The following is a 17142-nucleotide window of genomic DNA, read 5'->3' as shown; positions in this document are numbered from 1 at the left end:
GTGCCGCACCACTCGCTCGGGATCGACATCGGCGGCACCTTCACCGATATCGTGGTCTACGACCATGACAGCGGGCGCCAGTGGAGCCGCAAGGTCCTCACCACCCACGAGGATCCGGCCCGCGCCGTGGCGGCGGGCGTCGCCGGGCTTCTTGGAGAGGGGCGGCTGGCTCCGGAGCACTTCACCCGCGTCGTCCACGCCACTACGCTCTTTACCAACGCGCTGATCGAGCGCAAGGGCGCGCCTACCGGCCTCATCACAACGGCGGGCTTCGCCGACACGCTCGAGATCGGCCGCGAGCGCAAGTACGAGCTGTACGACCTCCAGATCGCCAGGCCCGAGCCCCTGGTCCCGCGCAACCTGCGCCTCGAAGTCGCCGAGCGCTCTCGCGCCGACGGCGGTATCGAGCGCCGCCTCGACACGGCGCAGCTCGAGAGCCGCGCCCGGGCGCTGGTCCAGGCCGGGGTCGAGTCCATCGCGGTGGTCTTCCTCCACGCCTACGCCAACCCGCGCCACGAGGCGCAGGCCGCGCGCATCATCGCGAAGCGCCATCCGAAGATCGCGGTCACGACGTCCCACGAGGTCGCGCCCGAGATCCGCGAGTATGAGCGCGCCTCGACGACGGTCGCCAACGCGTATATCAAGCCGCTCGCCCACCGCTACCTCGCGCTGATGGCGAAGCGCCTCGACGGCCTCGGCATTCCGGCTCCGCTTCTCCTCATGCTGTCGAGCGGCGGGCTGACCCACGTCGCAGAGGCCCAGCGGACACCGGTGCAGATGCTCGAGTCCGGCCCCGCGGCCGGTGCGCTCGCGGGCGCCTTCTTCGGCCGCGCCGACGGCAACGGCCGCCTCCTGGCCTTCGACATGGGCGGTACCACCGCCAAGCTCTCGCTCGTCGACGACGGCGAGCCGCTCACGGCCTACAGCTTCGAGGCGGCGCGCCAGAAGCGCTTCATGGAAGGCAGCGGCCTGCCCATCCGAATCTCGACGATCGAGCTGATCGAGATCGGCGCGGGCGGTGGCAGCATCGCCTCCGTGGACGAGATCGGGCTCCTCAAGGTCGGGCCGCGGAGCGCGGGCTCCCAGCCCGGTCCCGCCTCCTACGGCCTCGGCGGGACCGAGCCCACGGTGACCGACGCGGATTTCCTCCTGGGCTATCTCAATCCCGGCTACTTCGCCGGCGGCGAGGTCAAGGCGGATGTCGCGGCGGCGCGACAGGCGATCGAGAGGCTGGCCGGCACGCTGGGGCTCGAGCCTGTCAAGGTCGCGTGGGGCATACACGACATCGTCAACGAGAACATGGTCTCTGCCGCGCGCGTGCACATCGCCGAACGCGGGCGGGACCCTCGCGACTACGCGCTCCTCTGCACCGGCGGCGCGGGGCCCGTCCACGCCCAGCAGGTCGCGCGAAAGCTCGGGATCTCCCGGGTGATCTGCCCGCCCTCGGCCGGCGTCGCGTCGGCCCTGGGTCTCCTCGTCGCGCCGGCGCGCGTCGACCGCGTGGCCACGGTCGGGGTTCGTCTCGACACGGGCAGCCTCACGTCGCTCGAGGCCGCGTTCACGCGCCTCGAAGACGAGGCCCGGGCGGTCATGGCCGACACCGGCCTCAAGCTCGAGACGGCGACCGTGAAGCGCCTCGCGGACGGCCGCTTCCTGGGCCAGGGCTTCGACCTGGTCGTCGAGCTGCCCGACGGCCCCTATGACGACGGCGCCCTAAGCCGCACGAAGCTGACGGCGGCGTTCGAGTCGGCGTACCGCGAGAAATTCACGCTGACGCCGCCGGGTGTCGCCGTGGAGTTCCTCAACATCCGCGTGTCCGCGCGCGCGCCCGTGTCCGGCAGCGAGGTCGTGCTCCGGGGCAGGAAGGGCATGGGCGCCTCCGCCGCGCTCAAGGGGAAGCGCCCGGCGTACTTCAGCGAGGCGGGCGGCTTCGTCGAGACGGCGGTCTACGACCGCTACCGTCTCGGCGTCGGCGACGAGATGGAGGGCCCCGCCGTCCTCGAGGAGGAGGGCTCGACGCTCGTCGTCGGCCCAGGCGGTAGCGCCCACGTGGCGTCGAGCGGCAACATCGTCCTGACGCTGGGCGGGCCGTGAATCCACCGGCTGTGCTCGAGACACCTCGGCTCCGGCTTCGCGCGCCGGTGGTTGAGGACGCCCCGGCAATCTTCGACGCGTATACGCAGGATGCGGAGGTCGCGCGGTACACCTCGTGGTCGCCGCACAGGAGCCTGGATGAAACGCGGAAGTTCCTCGAGCAGTACTGCGAGGCGGGGCGGAAGGCGGGGACGGTGTTTTCCTGGCTCATCACGATGTCGGAGGGCGGATACGTCGCGGGGATGATCGACTTTCGCCTCACCGCCAGCCGCGCTGAGGTGGGATACGTGCTCGCTCAGCGCTACTGGGGCCACGGTCTCATGACGGAGGCGGCAGGCGCTGTGGTCGAGTGGGTGATCGCCCAACCGGAGATCCATCGTGTGTGGGCGACGGTGGATCTCGACAACGTTGCATCCCAGCGTGTACTCGAGAAGGTCGGCATGGTCAGGGAAGGCGTGCTCCGACGCTGGCTGGTCTTCCCGAACCTGGGCCCGGTACCGCGCGATGTCTGGAGCTTCGCCCGCATCAAGGAGACAGGGGAGCGCCCATGACGCCCCGCTTCGACGCCATCACGCTCGAGGTGCTCTGGACGCGGCTCATCTCCGTCGTCGACGAGGCGGCCAAGGCCATCGTGCGGACGTCCTTTTCCACGCTCTCCAACGAGGCCAACGACTTCGCCTGCGTCCTGACCGACGCGCGGGGCTTCGCCCTCGCGCAGAATTCCGGCAGCATCCCGTCCTTCATCGGCACGCTGCCCGCCACCGTCCGCCACTTCCTCGGCGAGTTCGGCGCCGGCGGCATGAAGCCGGGCGATGTCTTCATCACCAACGACCCCTGGCAGGGCACGGGCCACATGAGCGACGTCTGTCTCGTGAAGCCGATCTTCCACCGGGACCGGCTCGTCGCCTTCGCGGCCACCACCTCGCACATGCCCGACATCGGCGGGCGCATACGCGCCATCGAGGCGCGCGAGCTCTTCGAGGAAGGCCTGCACATCCCGCTGAGCCGGCTCCGCCGGGACGGAGCGGCCGACGCGACGATGATCCAGCTGATCCGCGCCAACGTCCGCACGCCGGACCAGACCATGGGCGACATCTGGGCGCAGGTGAGCGCCAACGAGCTGATGGACAACCGCGTTACGCGGCTGATGGACGACTACGATCTGACCTCCCTCGACGCGGTGGGCGACGAGCTGTTCTCGAGGTCCGAGCGCGCGATGCGGCGCGCGATTGCCGCTGTGCCGGACGGCACCTACCGTTTCGCGTTCGAGACCGACGGCTTCGAGAAGCCCTACCTGTTCAAGATCGCGCTCACGGTCAGGGGAGACGAGATCATCGCGGACTACACGGGCACGTCGCCCGCCCAGCCGCGCGCGATCAACTGTGTCATGGCGTACACCTATGCAATGACGGCCTACGCGGTGCGCTGCGCTCTCCTCCCCGGCCTGCCGAACAACGAGGGCATGTACCGCCCGGTCAAGGTCGAGGCGCCCGAGGGCTGTCTCCTGAACCCGAAGTTTCCCGCCGCCGTCGTCAGCCGCGCCCAGACGGGCCACTACGTGCCCGTGCTGGTCCTGGGCGCGCTCCACCAGGTCATTCCCGACAAGGTCATGGCGGGCGCGGGCTCGCCGCTCTGGGCCGTGGCGCAGTCCGGCACTCGCGACGACGGGCGCCCGTACACCAACGTCCTCTTCTTCAACGGCGGCATGGGCGCGACGGCGGTGAAAGACGGCGAGCACGTGCTCTCCTGGCCGAGCAACATCTCGAGCACGCCCGTCGAGATCGCGGAGCGCAACAGCCCGCTCTTCTTCCGCCACAAGCGCATGCGCGAGGCCTCGGGCGGGCAGGGGCGCTTCCGCGGCGGCCTCGGCCAGGACGTGCTCTTCGAGAGCCGCTCGCGGCGGCCGATCGTGCTGAGCTTCATGGCCGAGCGCACGCGCGTCCCCGCTCCGGGTCTCGCCGGGGGAGGACCCGGCGGCATCGGCGACGTCAGGATCAACGGCAAGAAGGTGGACCACCGCCGCCAGCACGTGCTTGCGCACGGAGACACCGTGCTCGTCAGCACTCCGGGCGGCGGCGGCTACGGGCCGGCGCGCGTTCGCGCCCAGGTGCTGCGAAAGCGCGACGCGGCGCTCGGCTACTCTGGGAGGGGGAAGGAGAGGAGATGAGCGAACCCGCGAAGCCCGATCCGGAGGCCGATGCGCTCTTCGAGATCGTGCGCCAGCGCTACGGCGATCGCCTGACGCGGGAGCAGCTGGACGAGCTTAGCCGGATCGTGCAGGCGCAGGTCGAGGCCGCGCGCGTGCTCCGCCTGATGCGGCTCACCAACGCCGACGAGCCCATGCAGCCTTTCGCGCCGTACCGGGCCGAGCCATGAAGGCGGAGGTGCTCTTCACGCCGCTCCGCGAGCTGGGTGCCCTCCTGAAGACGCGGAAGCTCCTGCCCGTCGAGCTCGCCGAGCTCTATCTCGATCGCCTCGAGCGCCTCGGTCCCAAGTACAACGCCGTCGTGACCGTCATGCGCGAGCACGCGCTCAGCCAGGCGCGGCGCGCCGAGGGCGAGATCGCGGCGGGCCTCTACCGCGGGCCCCTCCACGGCATCCCGTACGGCGCGAAGGATCTCCTCGCGACGGCGGGCGCGCCGACGACCTGGGGCGCCGCGCCGTACAAGGACCAGCGCTTCGACTTCAACGCGACGGTGATCCGCAAGCTCGAGGAGGCGGGCGCCGTGCTCGTGGCCAAGCTCGCCATGATCGAGCTCGCTGGCGGCATGGGCTATCGCCAGCCCACCGCGTCGTTCACGGGGCCCTGCATCAACCCATGGGACGCGAACGCGTGGACCGGCGGGTCGTCGAGCGGCTCGGGCGCCGCCGTCGCCGCCGGACTTGTTCCGTTCGCGATCGGATCGGAGACGTGGGGCTCCATCCTCTCGCCCGCCGGCTACTGCGGCCTCGTGGGCCTGCGGCCGACGTACGGGCGGGTGAGCCGCCACGGCGCCATGGCGCTCTGCTGGACTCTCGACAAGCTGGGGCCGCTCGCCCAGACGGCGGACGACTGCGGCCTGGTCCTCGATGCGATGGCCGGGCGGGATCCGAAGGATCCGACCGCGAGCGACCGGCCGTACCGCTACGACGCCGCTGATCGCAAGGGGTTCCGCTTCGGGGTCATCACGAACGTCACTGACGGCTGCGAGGACGCCGTCACCGAGAACTTCGCGCGGTCTCTGGGAGTGCTGAGGAAGATGGGCACGGTGGAGGAGATCACGCTGCCCGACCTGCCGTACGAGCAGATCACGCGGACCATTCTCCAGGTCGAAGCGGCGGCCGCCTTCGAGGACCTGATCGAATCGGGCGGGATCGCCGGGCTGACCGCGCCCGAGGACCGCCATACGCCATACGCGCGCGACGCCATCCTCGCCAAGGACTACGTCAAGGCCATGCGGCTCCGCGGCGTTATGGCGAGGGAGATCGACCGCGTGCTCGGGAGCTTCGACGCGCTGGTGGCGCCGGGGCGGACCAACGAGGCGCCGGTGCTCGGCCAGGAGTTCAGGAGCGCGATCCGCGCCACCGCGAAGGACGTCATGGGCGCCGTCGGCAACGGCGCAGGGCTGCCCGCCGTCTGCGTGCCCAACGGCTTCGGCGCGCGGGGGCTGCCCACGAGCATCCAGTTTATGGGGCGCGCTTGGGAGGAGAACACCATCCTCGCCGGGGCGCGGGCGTACCAGTCGCTGACAGACTGGCACACGCGCCACCCGAAGGTCGACTAGAGCGAGTCCGGCGGGGCCGTCGGCGTACGCCGTGATGACGGCCGACGTGCGCTCGCCTCGTCGCGCACGAGACCGGGGAATTCCGGTTTACCCGCGGCTCACCTCACCTTCGTGGACGCCTGCCATGCTTGAGTGGCGTTGAGGTGTGCTTGGCTGTATCCTGAGGGTAGTTGGCTATGGTTCTTCGCAGGAGGCGGTCATGAGAAGGCCAGCCTGGATATGGCTCCTGGTCGTAGGGTTGGTGGTTGGACTCCTGGTCCTCCATGCCGCACCGGGTTACGCTTGGCACCATCGTGGAGGGGGCGCCGTCTTTATCGAGGTCGGGCCCGCGTTCTGGTGGGGTCCGCCCTATCCGTACTACTCGTATCCGCCGTATTACTACCCGCCCGCACAGGTCATCGTCGAGGAACCCCCGATCTACGTCCAGCAGGCGCCGTTGCCCCCGGCCACGCCGGTCTACTGGTACTACTGCCCGAGCGCCCAAGGCTATTACCCACAGGTCCAAAGCTGCCCTGAGCCGTGGGTAAAGGTCTCACCGAGGGCGCCATGACAGCGAAAAGGGTCATCGTGTCGGTCAGCGCCTCGCTCCTGCTGACGGCGTGCGCGACGGTGCCTACGGGGCCGAGCGTCATGGTGCTGCCGGGCAACGGGAAGAACTTCGATCAGTTCCAGGCTGATGACGCGCTGTGCCGGCAGTGGGCGCTGCAGCAGACCGGCATCACGCCCAACCAAGCCGGGGCGGCCAGCACCGTGACAGGCGCGGTGGTCGGCACGGTGGTCGGCGCCGGGCTCGGGGCTGCCATCGGTGCCGCTTCGGGTAGCCCGGCAACCGGCGCGGCCGTGGGCGCAGGCGCTGGACTCCTCGGCGGGACGATGGTGGGCGCCGGCAATGCCTACGGCGCCGGCATCTCGGTACAGAGGCGCTACGACATCGCGTACGTGCAGTGCATGTACGCCAACGGCAATCAGGTTCCGGTCTCTAGGGGCCTGCAGCCGGGATACAGGTCATCGGCGCCTCCGCCGCCTCCGCCACCACCGCCGCCTCCGGGGGTGCCGCCACCGCCCGCCGGGCCGCCGCCGCCACCGCCGCCTGGGCCTGCGCGCTAGCAGCTGCCGCCGGCTGGTGTAATTGAGAAGTCACTAGGGGAGGTGCCCTATGATCCAGAAGATCTTCAGTCTCGCCCTTGCGGCGATGTTATCCCTCGCGCTCGCCGCCCCGGTGTCTGCGGGCAGGGCACACGGGGGTGGCTTCCAAGGTGGGCATGGGGGCTTCCATCCTGGAGGCGGCTTTCATCGCGGCTCCCGTTGGGGTGGTGCCTTCGTCGGCGGGCTGTTCCTAGGCTCGGTGCTCGCCTACCCGTACTACGCGTACCCGTACTACCGGTCCTATGGGTATCCGTACCCGGTCTACCGGGAGCCTGTCTACGTGCCCGTTCCGGCCTATCAGCCGCAGACGCAGGAGTACCTGGCCCCGCCAGTCCAGCGGGAGGTTTGCTACGTCGGCGGGTGCTACCGTCTCCAGGGGGACGGCGTGACCGTCGCATACCAATGGGTCTGGGTGCCTGCCGCGCCGCCACCGCCCCCGGGGCCGCCGAGCCAATAGCGCGCGCTCTGCACCGCTCCCGGGCTACGCGCGCCTGGCTACGTAAGGCTCGAGCGGGAGCTTGCGGATGCGCTTGCCCGTCAAGGCAAAGATCGCGTTGCACACGGCCGGCGCCACCGTCGGCACGCCCGGCTCGCCGAGCCCGCCCGGCGCCTCGCCCGAGTCCAGGATGTGCACCTCGATCTCGGGCGCCTCGTCGATCCGCAGCATCCGGTAGTCGTGGAAGTTCGACTGCTTCACGCGCCCGCGGTCGATGGTGATCTCGCCGTAGAAGACGGAGGTCAGCGCGTAGATCGCGCCGCCCTCCATCTGGGCTTTGACCTGGTCGGGGTTGACCGCGATGCCCGCGTCGATGGCGCCCACGATCTTGTGGACGCGCACCTTGCCGGTGGGTGCCACGGAAACCTCGGCAACGTGGGCCGCATAGCTGCCGTACGAGAAGGCGACGGCGATGCCGCGCGCGCGGCCGGCCGGCAGCGGCGCGCCCCAGTTGGCCTTCTGCGCCGCCAGCTCGAGCACCGCCTTGTGGCGGGGTGACTTGCCTAAGAGCGCTCGGCGGTACTCGAAGGGGTCCTTGCCCGCCGCGTGCGCCAGCTCGTCCACGAAGCCCTCGACGATGTAGATGTTTTGCGAGGAGCCGACCGAGCGCCAGAAGCCCACCGGGATGCCGAAGTCCTTGTGGACCCACTCGACAAGGACGTTCGGCACGTCGTAGGGCATGTCGCGCGCGCCCGCGAGCGCCGTCGCGTCGAGGCTGTACGCCGGCACGCGCCCCTTCTGGACCTGGAGCCCCGGGCCCACGATGCGATTCCACCACGCGACGGGCATGCCCTTGTCGTCGAGTGCGGCCTTGAAGACGTTGTAGGTCGCCGGGCGGTAGAAGCCGTGCTGGATGTCGTCCTCGCGCGTCCACATCACCTTGACGGGCTTGCCCACGGCCTTGGAGGTCTCGACCGCGTCGGTGATGAAGTCCTGCTCACCGCGCCGGCCGAAGCCGCCGCCGAGGAAGGTGGTGTTGACGATCACCTTGTTCGCCGGTAGCCCCGTCAGGCGAGCACCCGTCGCCTGAGTGCCGCCGGGATTCTGCGTCGGCGCCCAGATCTCGCAGGAATTCGGGCGCACGTGCGCCGTCGCGTTCATCGGCTCCATGCAAGCGTGCTCGAGGAAGGGCACCTCGTAGACGGCCTCGACGATCTTGGCGCCCGAGGCGAGCGCCTTGCCCGCGTCGCCGTCCCTCCGCGCTTCCTGTCCAGGCTGGGAGGACGCGGTCTTGTAGCCGCTGCTGATCCGCTCGCTGCTCAGCGTGGCGAGCGATCCCTCGTCCCACGTGACCTTGAGCGCCTTGCGGCCCTGGAGCGCCGTCCAGAAGGAATCGGCCACGACCGCGATGCCGTTCGACACCTTGATCACGTGTGAGACGCCCTTGATGCGCTTGGCCGCCGCCGCGTCGAAGTTCTTCACCTCGCCTCCGAAAACGGGGCTACGCTCGATCGACGCGGTGAGCATCCCCGGCACCTGCACGTCCGCGCCGAAGATCGCGCTGCCGTTGACCTTGAGCGGCGTATCGCGCCGCCCGACGATCTTGCCGATGTAGCGGAACTGGTCGGGCGTCTTGAGCTTGGGGTTCTGCGGCACCGGCAGCTGGGCAGCCTGATCGACGAGCTGGCCGTACTGGAGCTGCCGCCCCGTCGGCCTGTGGATGACCACGCCGGGCTCCGTCGTCACCTCTGCCACGGCCACGCCCCACTCGTTGGCCGCGGCCTGCATCAGCATCTCGCGCGCGGCGGCCCCCGCCTTGCGTAGCATCTGGAAATGATCCCGCACGCCGCGGCTGCCGCCGTAGGACTGCGACTTCGTCACCGGGTTGGCGTAGAGCGCGGGGTTGGCGGGCGCCTGCTGGACCTTGAGGCGGCCCAAGTCGGCATCGAGCTCGTCGGCCACGATCATCGGCATGGTCGTCAGCGACCCCTGGCCCATCTCGACTACGGAGTTGATGAAGGTAACGAGGCCGTTGCGGTCGATCGTGATCCACTGGCTGGGCGTGAAGAGCCCCGGCGACTGCTGCGCCGAGGCCGTGCGGCCCGCGAGCGGTACCTGGAAGCCCACGACGAGGCCCGCCCCCACAGCGAGCCCACCTTTCAGAAGGGTCCGGCGGCTGATCTTCCCCCGCGCGGTAGCTATCACGCGCCTCCCTTCTTCATCTGGGCCGCGCGGTGGATGGCGGCGCGGATGCGCGTGTAGGTCCCGCAGCGGCAGATGTTCCCGCTCATGGCGCGGTCGATATCGGCGTCCGTCGGCGAGGGCTTCTCCGCGAGGAGCGCCGCGGCGGACATGATCTGTCCCGACTGGCAGTAACCGCACTGGGGCACGTCGATCTCGATCCACGCCTTCTGCACGGGATGGTCGGTCCTGTCGGAGAGGCCTTCGATCGTGGTGATCCTCTTGCCCGTCGCCTCGAGGACGGACACGTTGCACGAGCGGACCGCCTTGCCGTCCACGTGCACGGTGCAGGCGCCGCAGTGCGCGGCCCCGCAGCCGAACTTGGTGCCGGTGAGCCCGACCTGCTCCCGGATCGCCCACAGCAGCGGCATGTCGGGCGAGGCATCGATCTGGCAGGTTTTGCCGTTGACGATCAGCGCGAACGTGGCCATGTCAGCCTTTCAACCCTGGCATGGTGAAGCCGGCGCCGTCGAGGTCAGCCGCCAGGGCCGTCTGTTGTTCCCGCGTCAACTCCACCAGCGGCGGGCGCACCGTCACCCAGGACGCGTCGCCGCCGTAATGCGCGATGGCGGCCTTGAGGGCCGGGATCATCGGATGCTTGGCGAAGATGCCGCGGATTTCGTTCAGACGCTCCTGCTGCGTGTCGGCGTCCGCCGCCCGCCACGTCGCAAAGAGCCGCGCGATCGCCCTCGGGTTGACGTTGGCTGTAGCGCTGATGCAGCCGACGCCGCCCCCGCGCATGCCCTGGAGCAGGAAGGTCTCGCTCCCAGGGAAGACGTCGAAGCCCTGCTTGGCGAAGTTGTCGAGATACGCCTGCGTGTTGTTCCAGTCGCCGGAGGAATCCTTGGCGCCCGCGATGATGCCAGGGTAGGCCTTGAGCAGCCGCTCTATGAGAGGAAGGGTGATCGCCACCTGAGAGACCGGCGGGATGTGGTACAGGTAGATCCGCAGCCGACGGTCGCTGACGCGCTCGATCACCTCCGCGAAGTTCTTGAAGAGCCCGTCGTCCGAGACGCCCTTGTAGTAGAAGGGCGGCAGCATGAGCACGCCGCCGCAGCCGAGCTTCATCGCGTGCGCCGTCAGCCGCACCGAGTCGGTCAGCGCGCAGCAGCCGGTGCCCGGCATCATCCGGCCTGCGTCCACACCCGCGCCCACCAGGCGGTCCAGCAGCTCGACCTTCTCGTCGGTGGAGAGCGAGTTGGCCTCCGAGTTGGTCCCGAAGACCGCCAATCCCACGTCCTGGGAGAGCAGCCAGCGGCACTGCCGCGCGAACCGCTCCGGATCAGGGGTGAGGTCGGCCTTGAAGGGGGTGACAACGGGGGAGAGGACACCGGTGATGCGATCTTTGCCGCTCACGGTCGGGGCTCCTTGTGTCGGGGGGTGGCTGCCGGCGCCTATCCTACATCTTGCCGGGTTGCTCGTCCAGACGCAGGCTGTCCCGGAATCGCCACGTCTCCGACCGGTCGAAGACCGCGAGCAGATTGTGGAAGTCGTCGGTCCAGACGCCGACCCGGGGGCGCGTCTCGAGCTTCGTGGCCGTCCAGTCTGGGTCACGCGCGAGCTTGCCGAGCGCCTCCGGCGTCCGGGCCAGCACGGCCCAGATGGAGGCGCTCGAGCCTTCGGCATCCGGCGATGAGTCGTCGCGGATCAGCCGGCCGCCGAGCTTGGCATCCTCGGCGAGGCTCGCCACCACCGGTGCGAGCGCGAGATACCGGTTCGAGAGATGGAGGGCGAGCAGGCCGTTGAGGTTCAGCATCTCGAAATAGAGACGGAAAGCTTCGCGCGTCAGCAGGTGCACCGGAATGGCGTCCGAGCTGAACGCGTCCACGACGATGAGGTCGTAGCGCTCTCCGGGGCGCTCCTTCCGCACCTGGGCCATGCGGATGCGGGCGTCGCCCATCTCGATGCGCACCGTCGCGCCCCGCTGGATCGCGTCGGGCACGTAGGCGAAGTAGAAGCGGTTGGTCGCGATGTCGCGCACGAGGGGATCGATCTCGTAGAACGTCATGATGTCGCCCGGCCGGGCGTAGGCGGCCATCGTGCCCGTCCCGAGTCCGATCACGGCCACGCGGAGCGCCGAGCTGCGCCGATCCAGCTCGGCCATCACGAGCCCGATGGGGCTGCCGCGGTGGTAGTAGGCGAGCGGCTCTTGGTGCCGCTCGGGATCGAGGCTCTGCCGGCCATGCGCCGTGGTGCCGTGGCGGAGCTCGGTATAGCCCGTGAGACTTTTGTCACGTGTGACGCGCAGGACTCCGAAGAAGCTTCGCGCCTGGAGGATCTGGTTGCTGTTCCGCGCGTCCACGAAGTCCCCCACGATCAGGACGGCGCAGAGGCCCAATGCCAGGGCCACCGGGCGCCGCCGCATGAAGAAGAGCGCGACGAGCGGCAGGCCGTATCCCAGGATGGTATTGGCCTGGAGCTCCGCGGGCGTGACCCATTTCTCGACCATCTCCGTGGGGATCTTGAGCAGCGTGGTGAAGAACCCTGTGTCGAGCCGGAGCGTGACGAAGTCCGCGTAGAGGACGAGAGCCGCCGCGCCCACTGCGAAAGCCAAGCCCGCGTCCCTCACGAGGGAGCGCAGGGTCCATGCCGACGCCGGCCGCGGGCCTTCCAGGAGCAGGCAGCTGAGCGCCATCACGAGCGGGTACTCCGCGAGCGAGCTGAAGACGAGAGGGGCGATCAGCGCGTTGCAGAGCCCGCCGAGCACGCCGCCCACCGAGAGCAGGAGATAGAACTGGGTCAGATACCGCGACGAGGGGCGCGTGAGCGCCAGCTTGCCGTGGCAGGCGAGGGCGACCACGAAGAGCAGCAGGAGGTGCCAGAGCACCGTGATCAGGATGCGCTGCTTGAAGCGGGAGAGCATGAGGAAGAAGACGACGAGGACGAGCGGGGTGGTCGCCGCCGCGACCAGGCGATGCAGGCGCGCCGGCAAGCGGCCGAAGGCCAGGATGAAGGTCAGGAGATAGATGGCCAGCGGTAGTACCCAGAGCAGGGGTACGGCGGCGATATCCGTCGTGATGTACGTGGTCACGCCGAGCAGGAGGCTCGACGGCACGAACGCCAGGGCGATCCAGTGCAGGCATAGGGTCCAGCTCGGCGGCGGCTCAGGCGGCGCGATATAGGGAACACCGGGGGGATCGCCGGGGGGATCACCGGGGCCCGCGCCGTCCTCCGGCCCTGCGCCCGCGGGCTTGGGGCCGCGCCGCCAGAGGGTCATCGCGCAGAGGCCGATCAGGACGGCGAGCGCGAAATAGCCGAGGGTCCAGAGGCGCGTCTGCGTCAGCCAATCATCGCCCCTGAGCTGGAGCCTCGGCTCGATGAGGGTCGGATAGCTCAGCAGGGCCAGCATGCTGCCGAGGTTGCTCGCGGCGTAGAGAAAATAAGGGTCCCCCGCGGCCGGGTGATCCGTGCTTTCGAACCACTTCTGGAGCAGCGGGGCAGTGGCGCTGACCACGAGGAAGGGCAGTCCGACCGAGACCGAGAGCAGGAGCAGCACGTCGAAAACCGGGTTGGTGCCGCCGCCGTGAAGGTACGCCGGGTTCACGGCCAGCGGCAGGACTCCAAGCGGCAGGACGAGCAGGGCCAGGTGCAGGAGCATCTGGCGGCGGATGCCGAGCCAGGCCGTGCTCGCGTGGGCGTAGGCGTAGCCGCCGAGGAGCACGGCCTGGAAGAAGACCATGCACGTGCTCCACACGGCCGGCGTGCCCCCGAGGAGCGGCAGGACCATCTTGCCCACCATCGGCTGCACCACGAACAGCAGCGTGGCGCCGGCGAACATCGTGACAGCAAAGAGCAGGAGCAGGGCGATCAGGCCGCGATCCTCATGTCGGCCCCAACCTAGCATAGGACGGTCGGTGGTAGACTACGCGTCGTGACTTCCGCCTCGACAACCCACGAGGAGATCGGTCCCGAGAGGAGATCGACCCCAAGAGGAGATGGACCAATGACCGACAAGGGTGATCTGCTGTACGACCCGACGGCCGAGCCGCGGATCCTGGCCGCGGGGCTGGCGCCGCGGCTGGCGAGCCTCGAAGGCACGCGCGCCGGCATCCTCGACAACAGCAAGGCCAACGCCGGCACGCTGATGCTGGCGGTGGTCCAGCGTCTCAAGGAGCGCTACGGCGTCCGCGACGTCGTCAAGCGCGAGAAGGGCATCGCGGGGCCGCCCTCGCCCGCCATTCTCGCCGATCTGACGACGTGCGACTTCGTTCTGGTCGGCAGCGCCGACTGAGGGTCGTGCACGTCGTGGAGTATCCACGGCGCCATCGTGCTGGAGCAGCACGGCATCCCGACCGTCGTCATGGGCACCAAGGAGTTCGAGACGCTGGCCACGCTCGAGGCACGGAACCGGGGTCTCGCCGACCTGCCTCTTGCCCTCATCCCGCATCCCTTGGGCGGCATCCGTGAGGAGGAGGTCGTGCGCAAGGCGGACCTCGTCATCGATATCGTCGTTCGCGCGGTGACCAAGGCGTGACCGCGCCGGGCCCCGCGGCCAAGACCTTTCGCCTGGACGGCTCCTACACGGCCATCAACCGCCTCTACCAGGAGCGCGGCTGGACCGACGGGCTTCCGATCGTTCCGCCCACGGACGACCTCGTGCGCGAGTCCTTGCGGTTCACGGACCGCGAGCCGCGCGACGTCGTTGCCGTCCTGCCGCCGCGGCAGGGCGAGGCCACGGTCGAGCGGATCGCGGTCAACGCCGTCATGGCGGGCTGCAGGCCCGAGTACCTGCCGGTCGTCATCACCGCCATCGAAGCCCTCGCGGATCCGGCCTTCAACCTCGACTCGATCCAGGCCACGACGCATCCCGTGGCGCCGCTCATCATCGTCAACGGCCCCATCGCGCGCGAGCTCGAGATCAACGCGGGCTACAACGCGTTCGGCCAGGGCTTCCGCGCCAACATGACCATCGGCCGCGCCGTGCGGCTCTTGCTCATGAACGTGGGCGGCGGGCTGCCGGGGACCGGTGATCGGTCCACCCAAGGCAGCCCGGCCAAGATCGCTTACTGCGTGGCGGAGAACGAAGCGGCGAATCCGTGGGAGCCGCTCCACGTGGAGCACGGCTTCCCGGCCGACGTGAGCACCGTCACCGCGATCGGCTGCGAGGGCCCGCACAACATCCAGGACCACTACAGCTACACGGGTCTGGGGGTCCTCAAGATCATCGCCGGCGCGATGGGCCAGGCTGGCAGTAACAACCTCCTCGCCTTTGGCCACCCGCTGCTATCGCTCGGGCCCGAGCACGCCGCCACCATCGCGGGCGACGGCTACACCAAGCGACAGGTCAAGGAGTTCATCTTCGAGCACGCGCGCTTTCCGCTCGGCCGGCTCGGCGAGGAGTACCGGCGCCTGCACGTTGACGACCGGCACGCGGTGGATTCGCCCGATACCCTCCTGCCGATCGTCAGATCGCCCGAGGACATCTCGGTGATCGTCGTCGGCGGGGCCGGGAAGCACTCCTGCTGGCAGCCGACCTTCGGCGATCAGACCGCGCCGGTGCGGCGCCCCATCGCGCGCAGGGACGGGACGCCCTTGCGGAGCATCACCGACCTCAAGCGCTAGCGACGGGGGCTGCGCCGTCAGCTCATGCGGACCGGTGCGTTACCGCCGGTCGTCGTATCGCCCATTGCGGTGCTCGTCCCGATACGCACGCACACGGTCGCCGTGACGCTCGTCACGGAAGTCGTCCCGGTGGGAGGGCGGCCGGTCGCCGCGATGGTCGTCCCGGTACGCCGTATGATGCTCACCGCGATGGTCATCCCGGTAGACCGCGGGATGCTCCGGACGCCGTTCCTCCCAGCGCCGGCCCCACGTCGATCCCCACCGCGGCGCCGTCTCGCGCCGCCAGTGCGACCATTCCCGCGGCGGCACGCGATAGTACTGCACCGGTACCGCGAGGATCGGCCGCGGCACGTACTCGGGCCGCACCTCCGACCAAGGTCCCTCGTACCCGGGGCCCGCGAACCACACGCCGCCGCGGAAGGCGAAGAACTGCCCGGCGTACAAGAAGAGGTTCGCCCCGACGGCCGGAGCGTAAGAGACGGGGGTTTCCGGCACTTGCACGAACTGCGGGGGAGATCCCAGATGGATTCCGAGGTCCACGCTCACCCCGGCGTGCCCGGCGCTTGCAGAGCCGACGAGCGCTACGACAGCCATCACGCTGCCCACGAACATCTGCCGAAGCATCAGCGTATCCTCCCTGCCACCTTCGGGCCTACTGCATGCGGGGCGCAGAGGCCGCACGATCTGCGGCCCTGGCTCGCCTTCCGCCAGTACGACGCGTTCTGCATCCGGTCTGTTTACGGCATCGCCGGGCGGAGCGTCTTATCGTGCTCCGCCGGGCGAGTGGCGGCGTGGTCTACCTACGCGCGCGCGCCTGCATGCTGCGGGCGGCCGTGGGCATCCCGGAAGACCGGGCGTACTGCTGAGGCGCCTGGACCGCGCTCTGACGCTGGGCGAAGCTCGGCGTCTGGCTGGTGCCCTGATGCTGGCCGTAGCCCGGCGTCGAACCCGGCGCGGCGCTGGAGCCTGGCGTCTGGCCATAGCCCTGATGCTGGGGGTAATTCAGGCGCGGGCCGCCGGCCTGACGCTGTCCGTAGTACTGGCCCTGCGCGGTGGGGCGATTCGAGAAGCGGTTGCGGTAGTCCTGGTGCAGGTCGCGCCGGTCGCCGGCGAGATTCCGGCGATCCTGGACGAGCTCGCGCCGGTCGCGGTAACGGTCCTGCACGTCGTGGCGCAGCTCCTGCCGGTCGCTGCGAAGCTCCCGCTCGTCGCGGCCCAGCTCCCGGCGATCCTGGGAGAGCGCGCGCTGGTCCTTGTTCAGCTCGGCGCGGTCGACGGCGACAGCCCTCCAGTCGCCGGCCCTCATGTCCTGGCGGAGCCTGTTGCGGTCCTGGGCGATCTCGCGCTCGTCCCGGCCGATCTGCCACTGGTCCCGGCGGATCTCCTGCTTGTCGCCGGCGATCTCCCGGCGGTCCTGCTGGATCTCGCGATTGTCACGGCCGAGATTGCGCTCATCCTGCCGGACTTCCCGGACATCACGCGCAACCTCCCCACGGTCCTGGCGGATCTCTCGGTTGTCCTGACGGATGTTCTGCGGGTTCGTCGAAACCACGGGCGTGTCCTGCGTGGAGAGCTTCGGCTGATCCTGATTGATGTTCTGGGCGCCCACGACAGGTGCCCACAGCGCGACCGTCACGATCGCGCCTCCCACGAGCCACGTGAATCGATGCATGGCGTTATCCTCCTCTGCCCTCTAAGGGGCGTTTACCTGCTTGCCCCCTACGACGCCGGCCCGGGTGTATCCGTTTACATACGCCAAGCCCCGGACTTTCTCGGCCCGCCCCGCTCCCATGTAAATGGATGACCGCGCAACCTCGTCTACCCGACAGGGACGGATCGGCATCAGCCGTCCGCGTTGGTGGGGTGCGAAGGGGAGCATGGAAGGCAGGGGCCGAGCGG

Annotated in this window: 17 protein-coding genes; 11 read left to right on the top strand and 6 right to left on the bottom strand. The window is 69.4% G+C overall.

The features are described 5' to 3' along the window. The 8 genes from Q7W02_13755 (at window position 1) to Q7W02_13720 (ending at window position 7461) form a co-directional block, all read left to right on the top strand. On the top strand, window positions 1–2094 hold the full coding sequence (locus Q7W02_13755; protein ID MDO8477233.1) for a hydantoinase/oxoprolinase family protein: 2094 nt from the start codon (window positions 1–3) through the stop codon (window positions 2092–2094). Next, window positions 2091–2645, top strand: coding sequence for a GNAT family N-acetyltransferase (locus Q7W02_13750; GenBank protein ID MDO8477232.1), 555 nt, complete (start codon window positions 2091–2093; stop codon window positions 2643–2645). The genes Q7W02_13755 and Q7W02_13750 overlap by 4 nt, the downstream gene beginning before the upstream one ends. After that, entirely contained in the window at window positions 2642–4261 is a 1620-nt protein-coding gene (locus Q7W02_13745) for a hydantoinase B/oxoprolinase family protein (GenBank protein MDO8477231.1), read from the top strand. Before Q7W02_13750 ends, Q7W02_13745 begins: the two co-directional genes overlap by 4 nt. Further along, complete coding sequence (locus Q7W02_13740) at window positions 4258–4470, top strand: hypothetical protein (GenBank protein MDO8477230.1); 213 nt, start codon at window positions 4258–4260, stop codon at window positions 4468–4470. The genes Q7W02_13745 and Q7W02_13740 overlap by 4 nt, the downstream gene beginning before the upstream one ends. Then, on the top strand, window positions 4467–5858 hold the full coding sequence (locus Q7W02_13735; protein MDO8477229.1) for an amidase: 1392 nt from the start codon (window positions 4467–4469) through the stop codon (window positions 5856–5858). Before Q7W02_13740 ends, Q7W02_13735 begins: the two co-directional genes overlap by 4 nt. 199 nt (window positions 5859–6057) lie before the next feature. Continuing rightward, a complete protein-coding gene (locus Q7W02_13730; GenBank protein MDO8477228.1) occupies window positions 6058–6408 on the top strand; it encodes a hypothetical protein in 351 nt (116 codons plus the stop codon). Further along, window positions 6405–6965, top strand: coding sequence for a glycine zipper family protein (locus tag Q7W02_13725; protein MDO8477227.1), 561 nt, complete (start codon window positions 6405–6407; stop codon window positions 6963–6965). The genes Q7W02_13730 and Q7W02_13725 overlap by 4 nt, the downstream gene beginning before the upstream one ends. A gap of 238 nt (window positions 6966–7203) precedes the next feature. After that, window positions 7204–7461, top strand: a complete 258-nt coding sequence (locus tag Q7W02_13720; GenBank protein ID MDO8477226.1) for a hypothetical protein — start codon at window positions 7204–7206, stop codon at window positions 7459–7461. A 24-nt stretch (window positions 7462–7485) separates the two neighbouring features. Here Q7W02_13720 and Q7W02_13715 read toward each other — a convergent pair whose 3' ends face one another. Genes Q7W02_13715 through Q7W02_13700 form a run of 4 tightly spaced genes read right to left on the bottom strand, consistent with a single transcriptional unit; the run spans window position 7486 to window position 13459 of the window. Next, window positions 7486–9645 carry a xanthine dehydrogenase family protein molybdopterin-binding subunit gene (locus Q7W02_13715; protein MDO8477225.1) on the bottom strand — a complete coding sequence of 720 codons (2160 nt, stop codon included), beginning with the start codon at window positions 9643–9645 and terminating at the stop codon, window positions 7486–7488. Beyond that, complete coding sequence (locus tag Q7W02_13710; GenBank protein MDO8477224.1) at window positions 9642–10112, bottom strand: (2Fe-2S)-binding protein; 471 nt, start codon at window positions 10110–10112, stop codon at window positions 9642–9644. Before Q7W02_13710 ends, Q7W02_13715 begins: the two co-directional genes overlap by 4 nt. A gap of 1 nt (window position 10113) precedes the next feature. After that, window positions 10114–11037 carry a dihydrodipicolinate synthase family protein gene (locus tag Q7W02_13705; GenBank protein MDO8477223.1) on the bottom strand — a complete coding sequence of 308 codons (924 nt, stop codon included), beginning with the start codon at window positions 11035–11037 and terminating at the stop codon, window positions 10114–10116. Between the two features lie 43 nt (window positions 11038–11080). Then, entirely contained in the window at window positions 11081–13459 is a 2379-nt protein-coding gene (locus Q7W02_13700; GenBank protein MDO8477222.1) for a fused MFS/spermidine synthase, read from the bottom strand. A 165-nt stretch (window positions 13460–13624) separates the two neighbouring features. Here Q7W02_13700 and Q7W02_13695 point away from each other — a divergent pair, with 165 nt between their 5' ends. From Q7W02_13695 to Q7W02_13685, 3 genes are read left to right on the top strand one after another with little or no spacing between them, the layout of a single operon-like run. Next, window positions 13625–13912 carry a hypothetical protein gene (locus tag Q7W02_13695; protein MDO8477221.1) on the top strand — a complete coding sequence of 96 codons (288 nt, stop codon included), beginning with the start codon at window positions 13625–13627 and terminating at the stop codon, window positions 13910–13912. 36 nt (window positions 13913–13948) lie between these two features. After that, complete coding sequence (locus Q7W02_13690) at window positions 13949–14155, top strand: hypothetical protein (GenBank protein ID MDO8477220.1); 207 nt, start codon at window positions 13949–13951, stop codon at window positions 14153–14155. Further along, the gene (locus tag Q7W02_13685) at window positions 14152–15243 is read left to right on the top strand and encodes a hypothetical protein (GenBank protein MDO8477219.1); all 1092 of its coding nucleotides are present in this window, start codon (window positions 14152–14154) and stop codon (window positions 15241–15243) included. The genes Q7W02_13690 and Q7W02_13685 overlap by 4 nt, the downstream gene beginning before the upstream one ends. Before the next feature lie 39 nt (window positions 15244–15282). Here the strand turns inward: Q7W02_13685 and Q7W02_13680 are convergent, their stop codons facing one another. After that, entirely contained in the window at window positions 15283–15867 is a 585-nt protein-coding gene (locus tag Q7W02_13680; GenBank protein ID MDO8477218.1) for a hypothetical protein, read from the bottom strand. Window positions 15868–16039: 172 nt separating this feature from the next. Beyond that, on the bottom strand, window positions 16040–16915 hold the full coding sequence (locus tag Q7W02_13675) for a hypothetical protein (protein ID MDO8477217.1): 876 nt from the start codon (window positions 16913–16915) through the stop codon (window positions 16040–16042). Between the last annotated feature and the right edge of the window lie 227 nt (window positions 16916–17142).

This window comes from Candidatus Rokuibacteriota bacterium (genome assembly GCA_030647435.1).
Classification (GTDB): domain Bacteria; phylum Methylomirabilota; class Methylomirabilia; order Rokubacteriales; family CSP1-6; genus AR37.
This window is presented reverse-complemented; position numbering and strand designations above follow the sequence as displayed.

Coding starts and splice junctions, on each gene's coding strand:
- Q7W02_13695 (MDO8477221.1), top strand. CDS start 13,625: ATGACCGACAAGGGTGATCTGCTGTACGACCCGACGGCCGAGCCGCGG.
- Q7W02_13730 (MDO8477228.1), top strand. CDS start 6,058: ATGAGAAGGCCAGCCTGGATATGGCTCCTGGTCGTAGGGTTGGTGGTT.
- Q7W02_13745 (MDO8477231.1), top strand. CDS start 2,642: ATGACGCCCCGCTTCGACGCCATCACGCTCGAGGTGCTCTGGACGCGG.
- Q7W02_13710 (MDO8477224.1), bottom strand. CDS start 10,112: ATGGCCACGTTCGCGCTGATCGTCAACGGCAAAACCTGCCAGATCGAT.
- Q7W02_13735 (MDO8477229.1), top strand. CDS start 4,467: ATGAAGGCGGAGGTGCTCTTCACGCCGCTCCGCGAGCTGGGTGCCCTC.
- Q7W02_13680 (MDO8477218.1), bottom strand. CDS start 15,867: ATGCTTCGGCAGATGTTCGTGGGCAGCGTGATGGCTGTCGTAGCGCTC.
- Q7W02_13700 (MDO8477222.1), bottom strand. CDS start 13,459: ATGTTCGCCGGCGCCACGCTGCTGTTCGTGGTGCAGCCGATGGTGGGC.
- Q7W02_13740 (MDO8477230.1), top strand. CDS start 4,258: ATGAGCGAACCCGCGAAGCCCGATCCGGAGGCCGATGCGCTCTTCGAG.
- Q7W02_13725 (MDO8477227.1), top strand. CDS start 6,405: ATGACAGCGAAAAGGGTCATCGTGTCGGTCAGCGCCTCGCTCCTGCTG.
- Q7W02_13675 (MDO8477217.1), bottom strand. CDS start 16,915: ATGCATCGATTCACGTGGCTCGTGGGAGGCGCGATCGTGACGGTCGCG.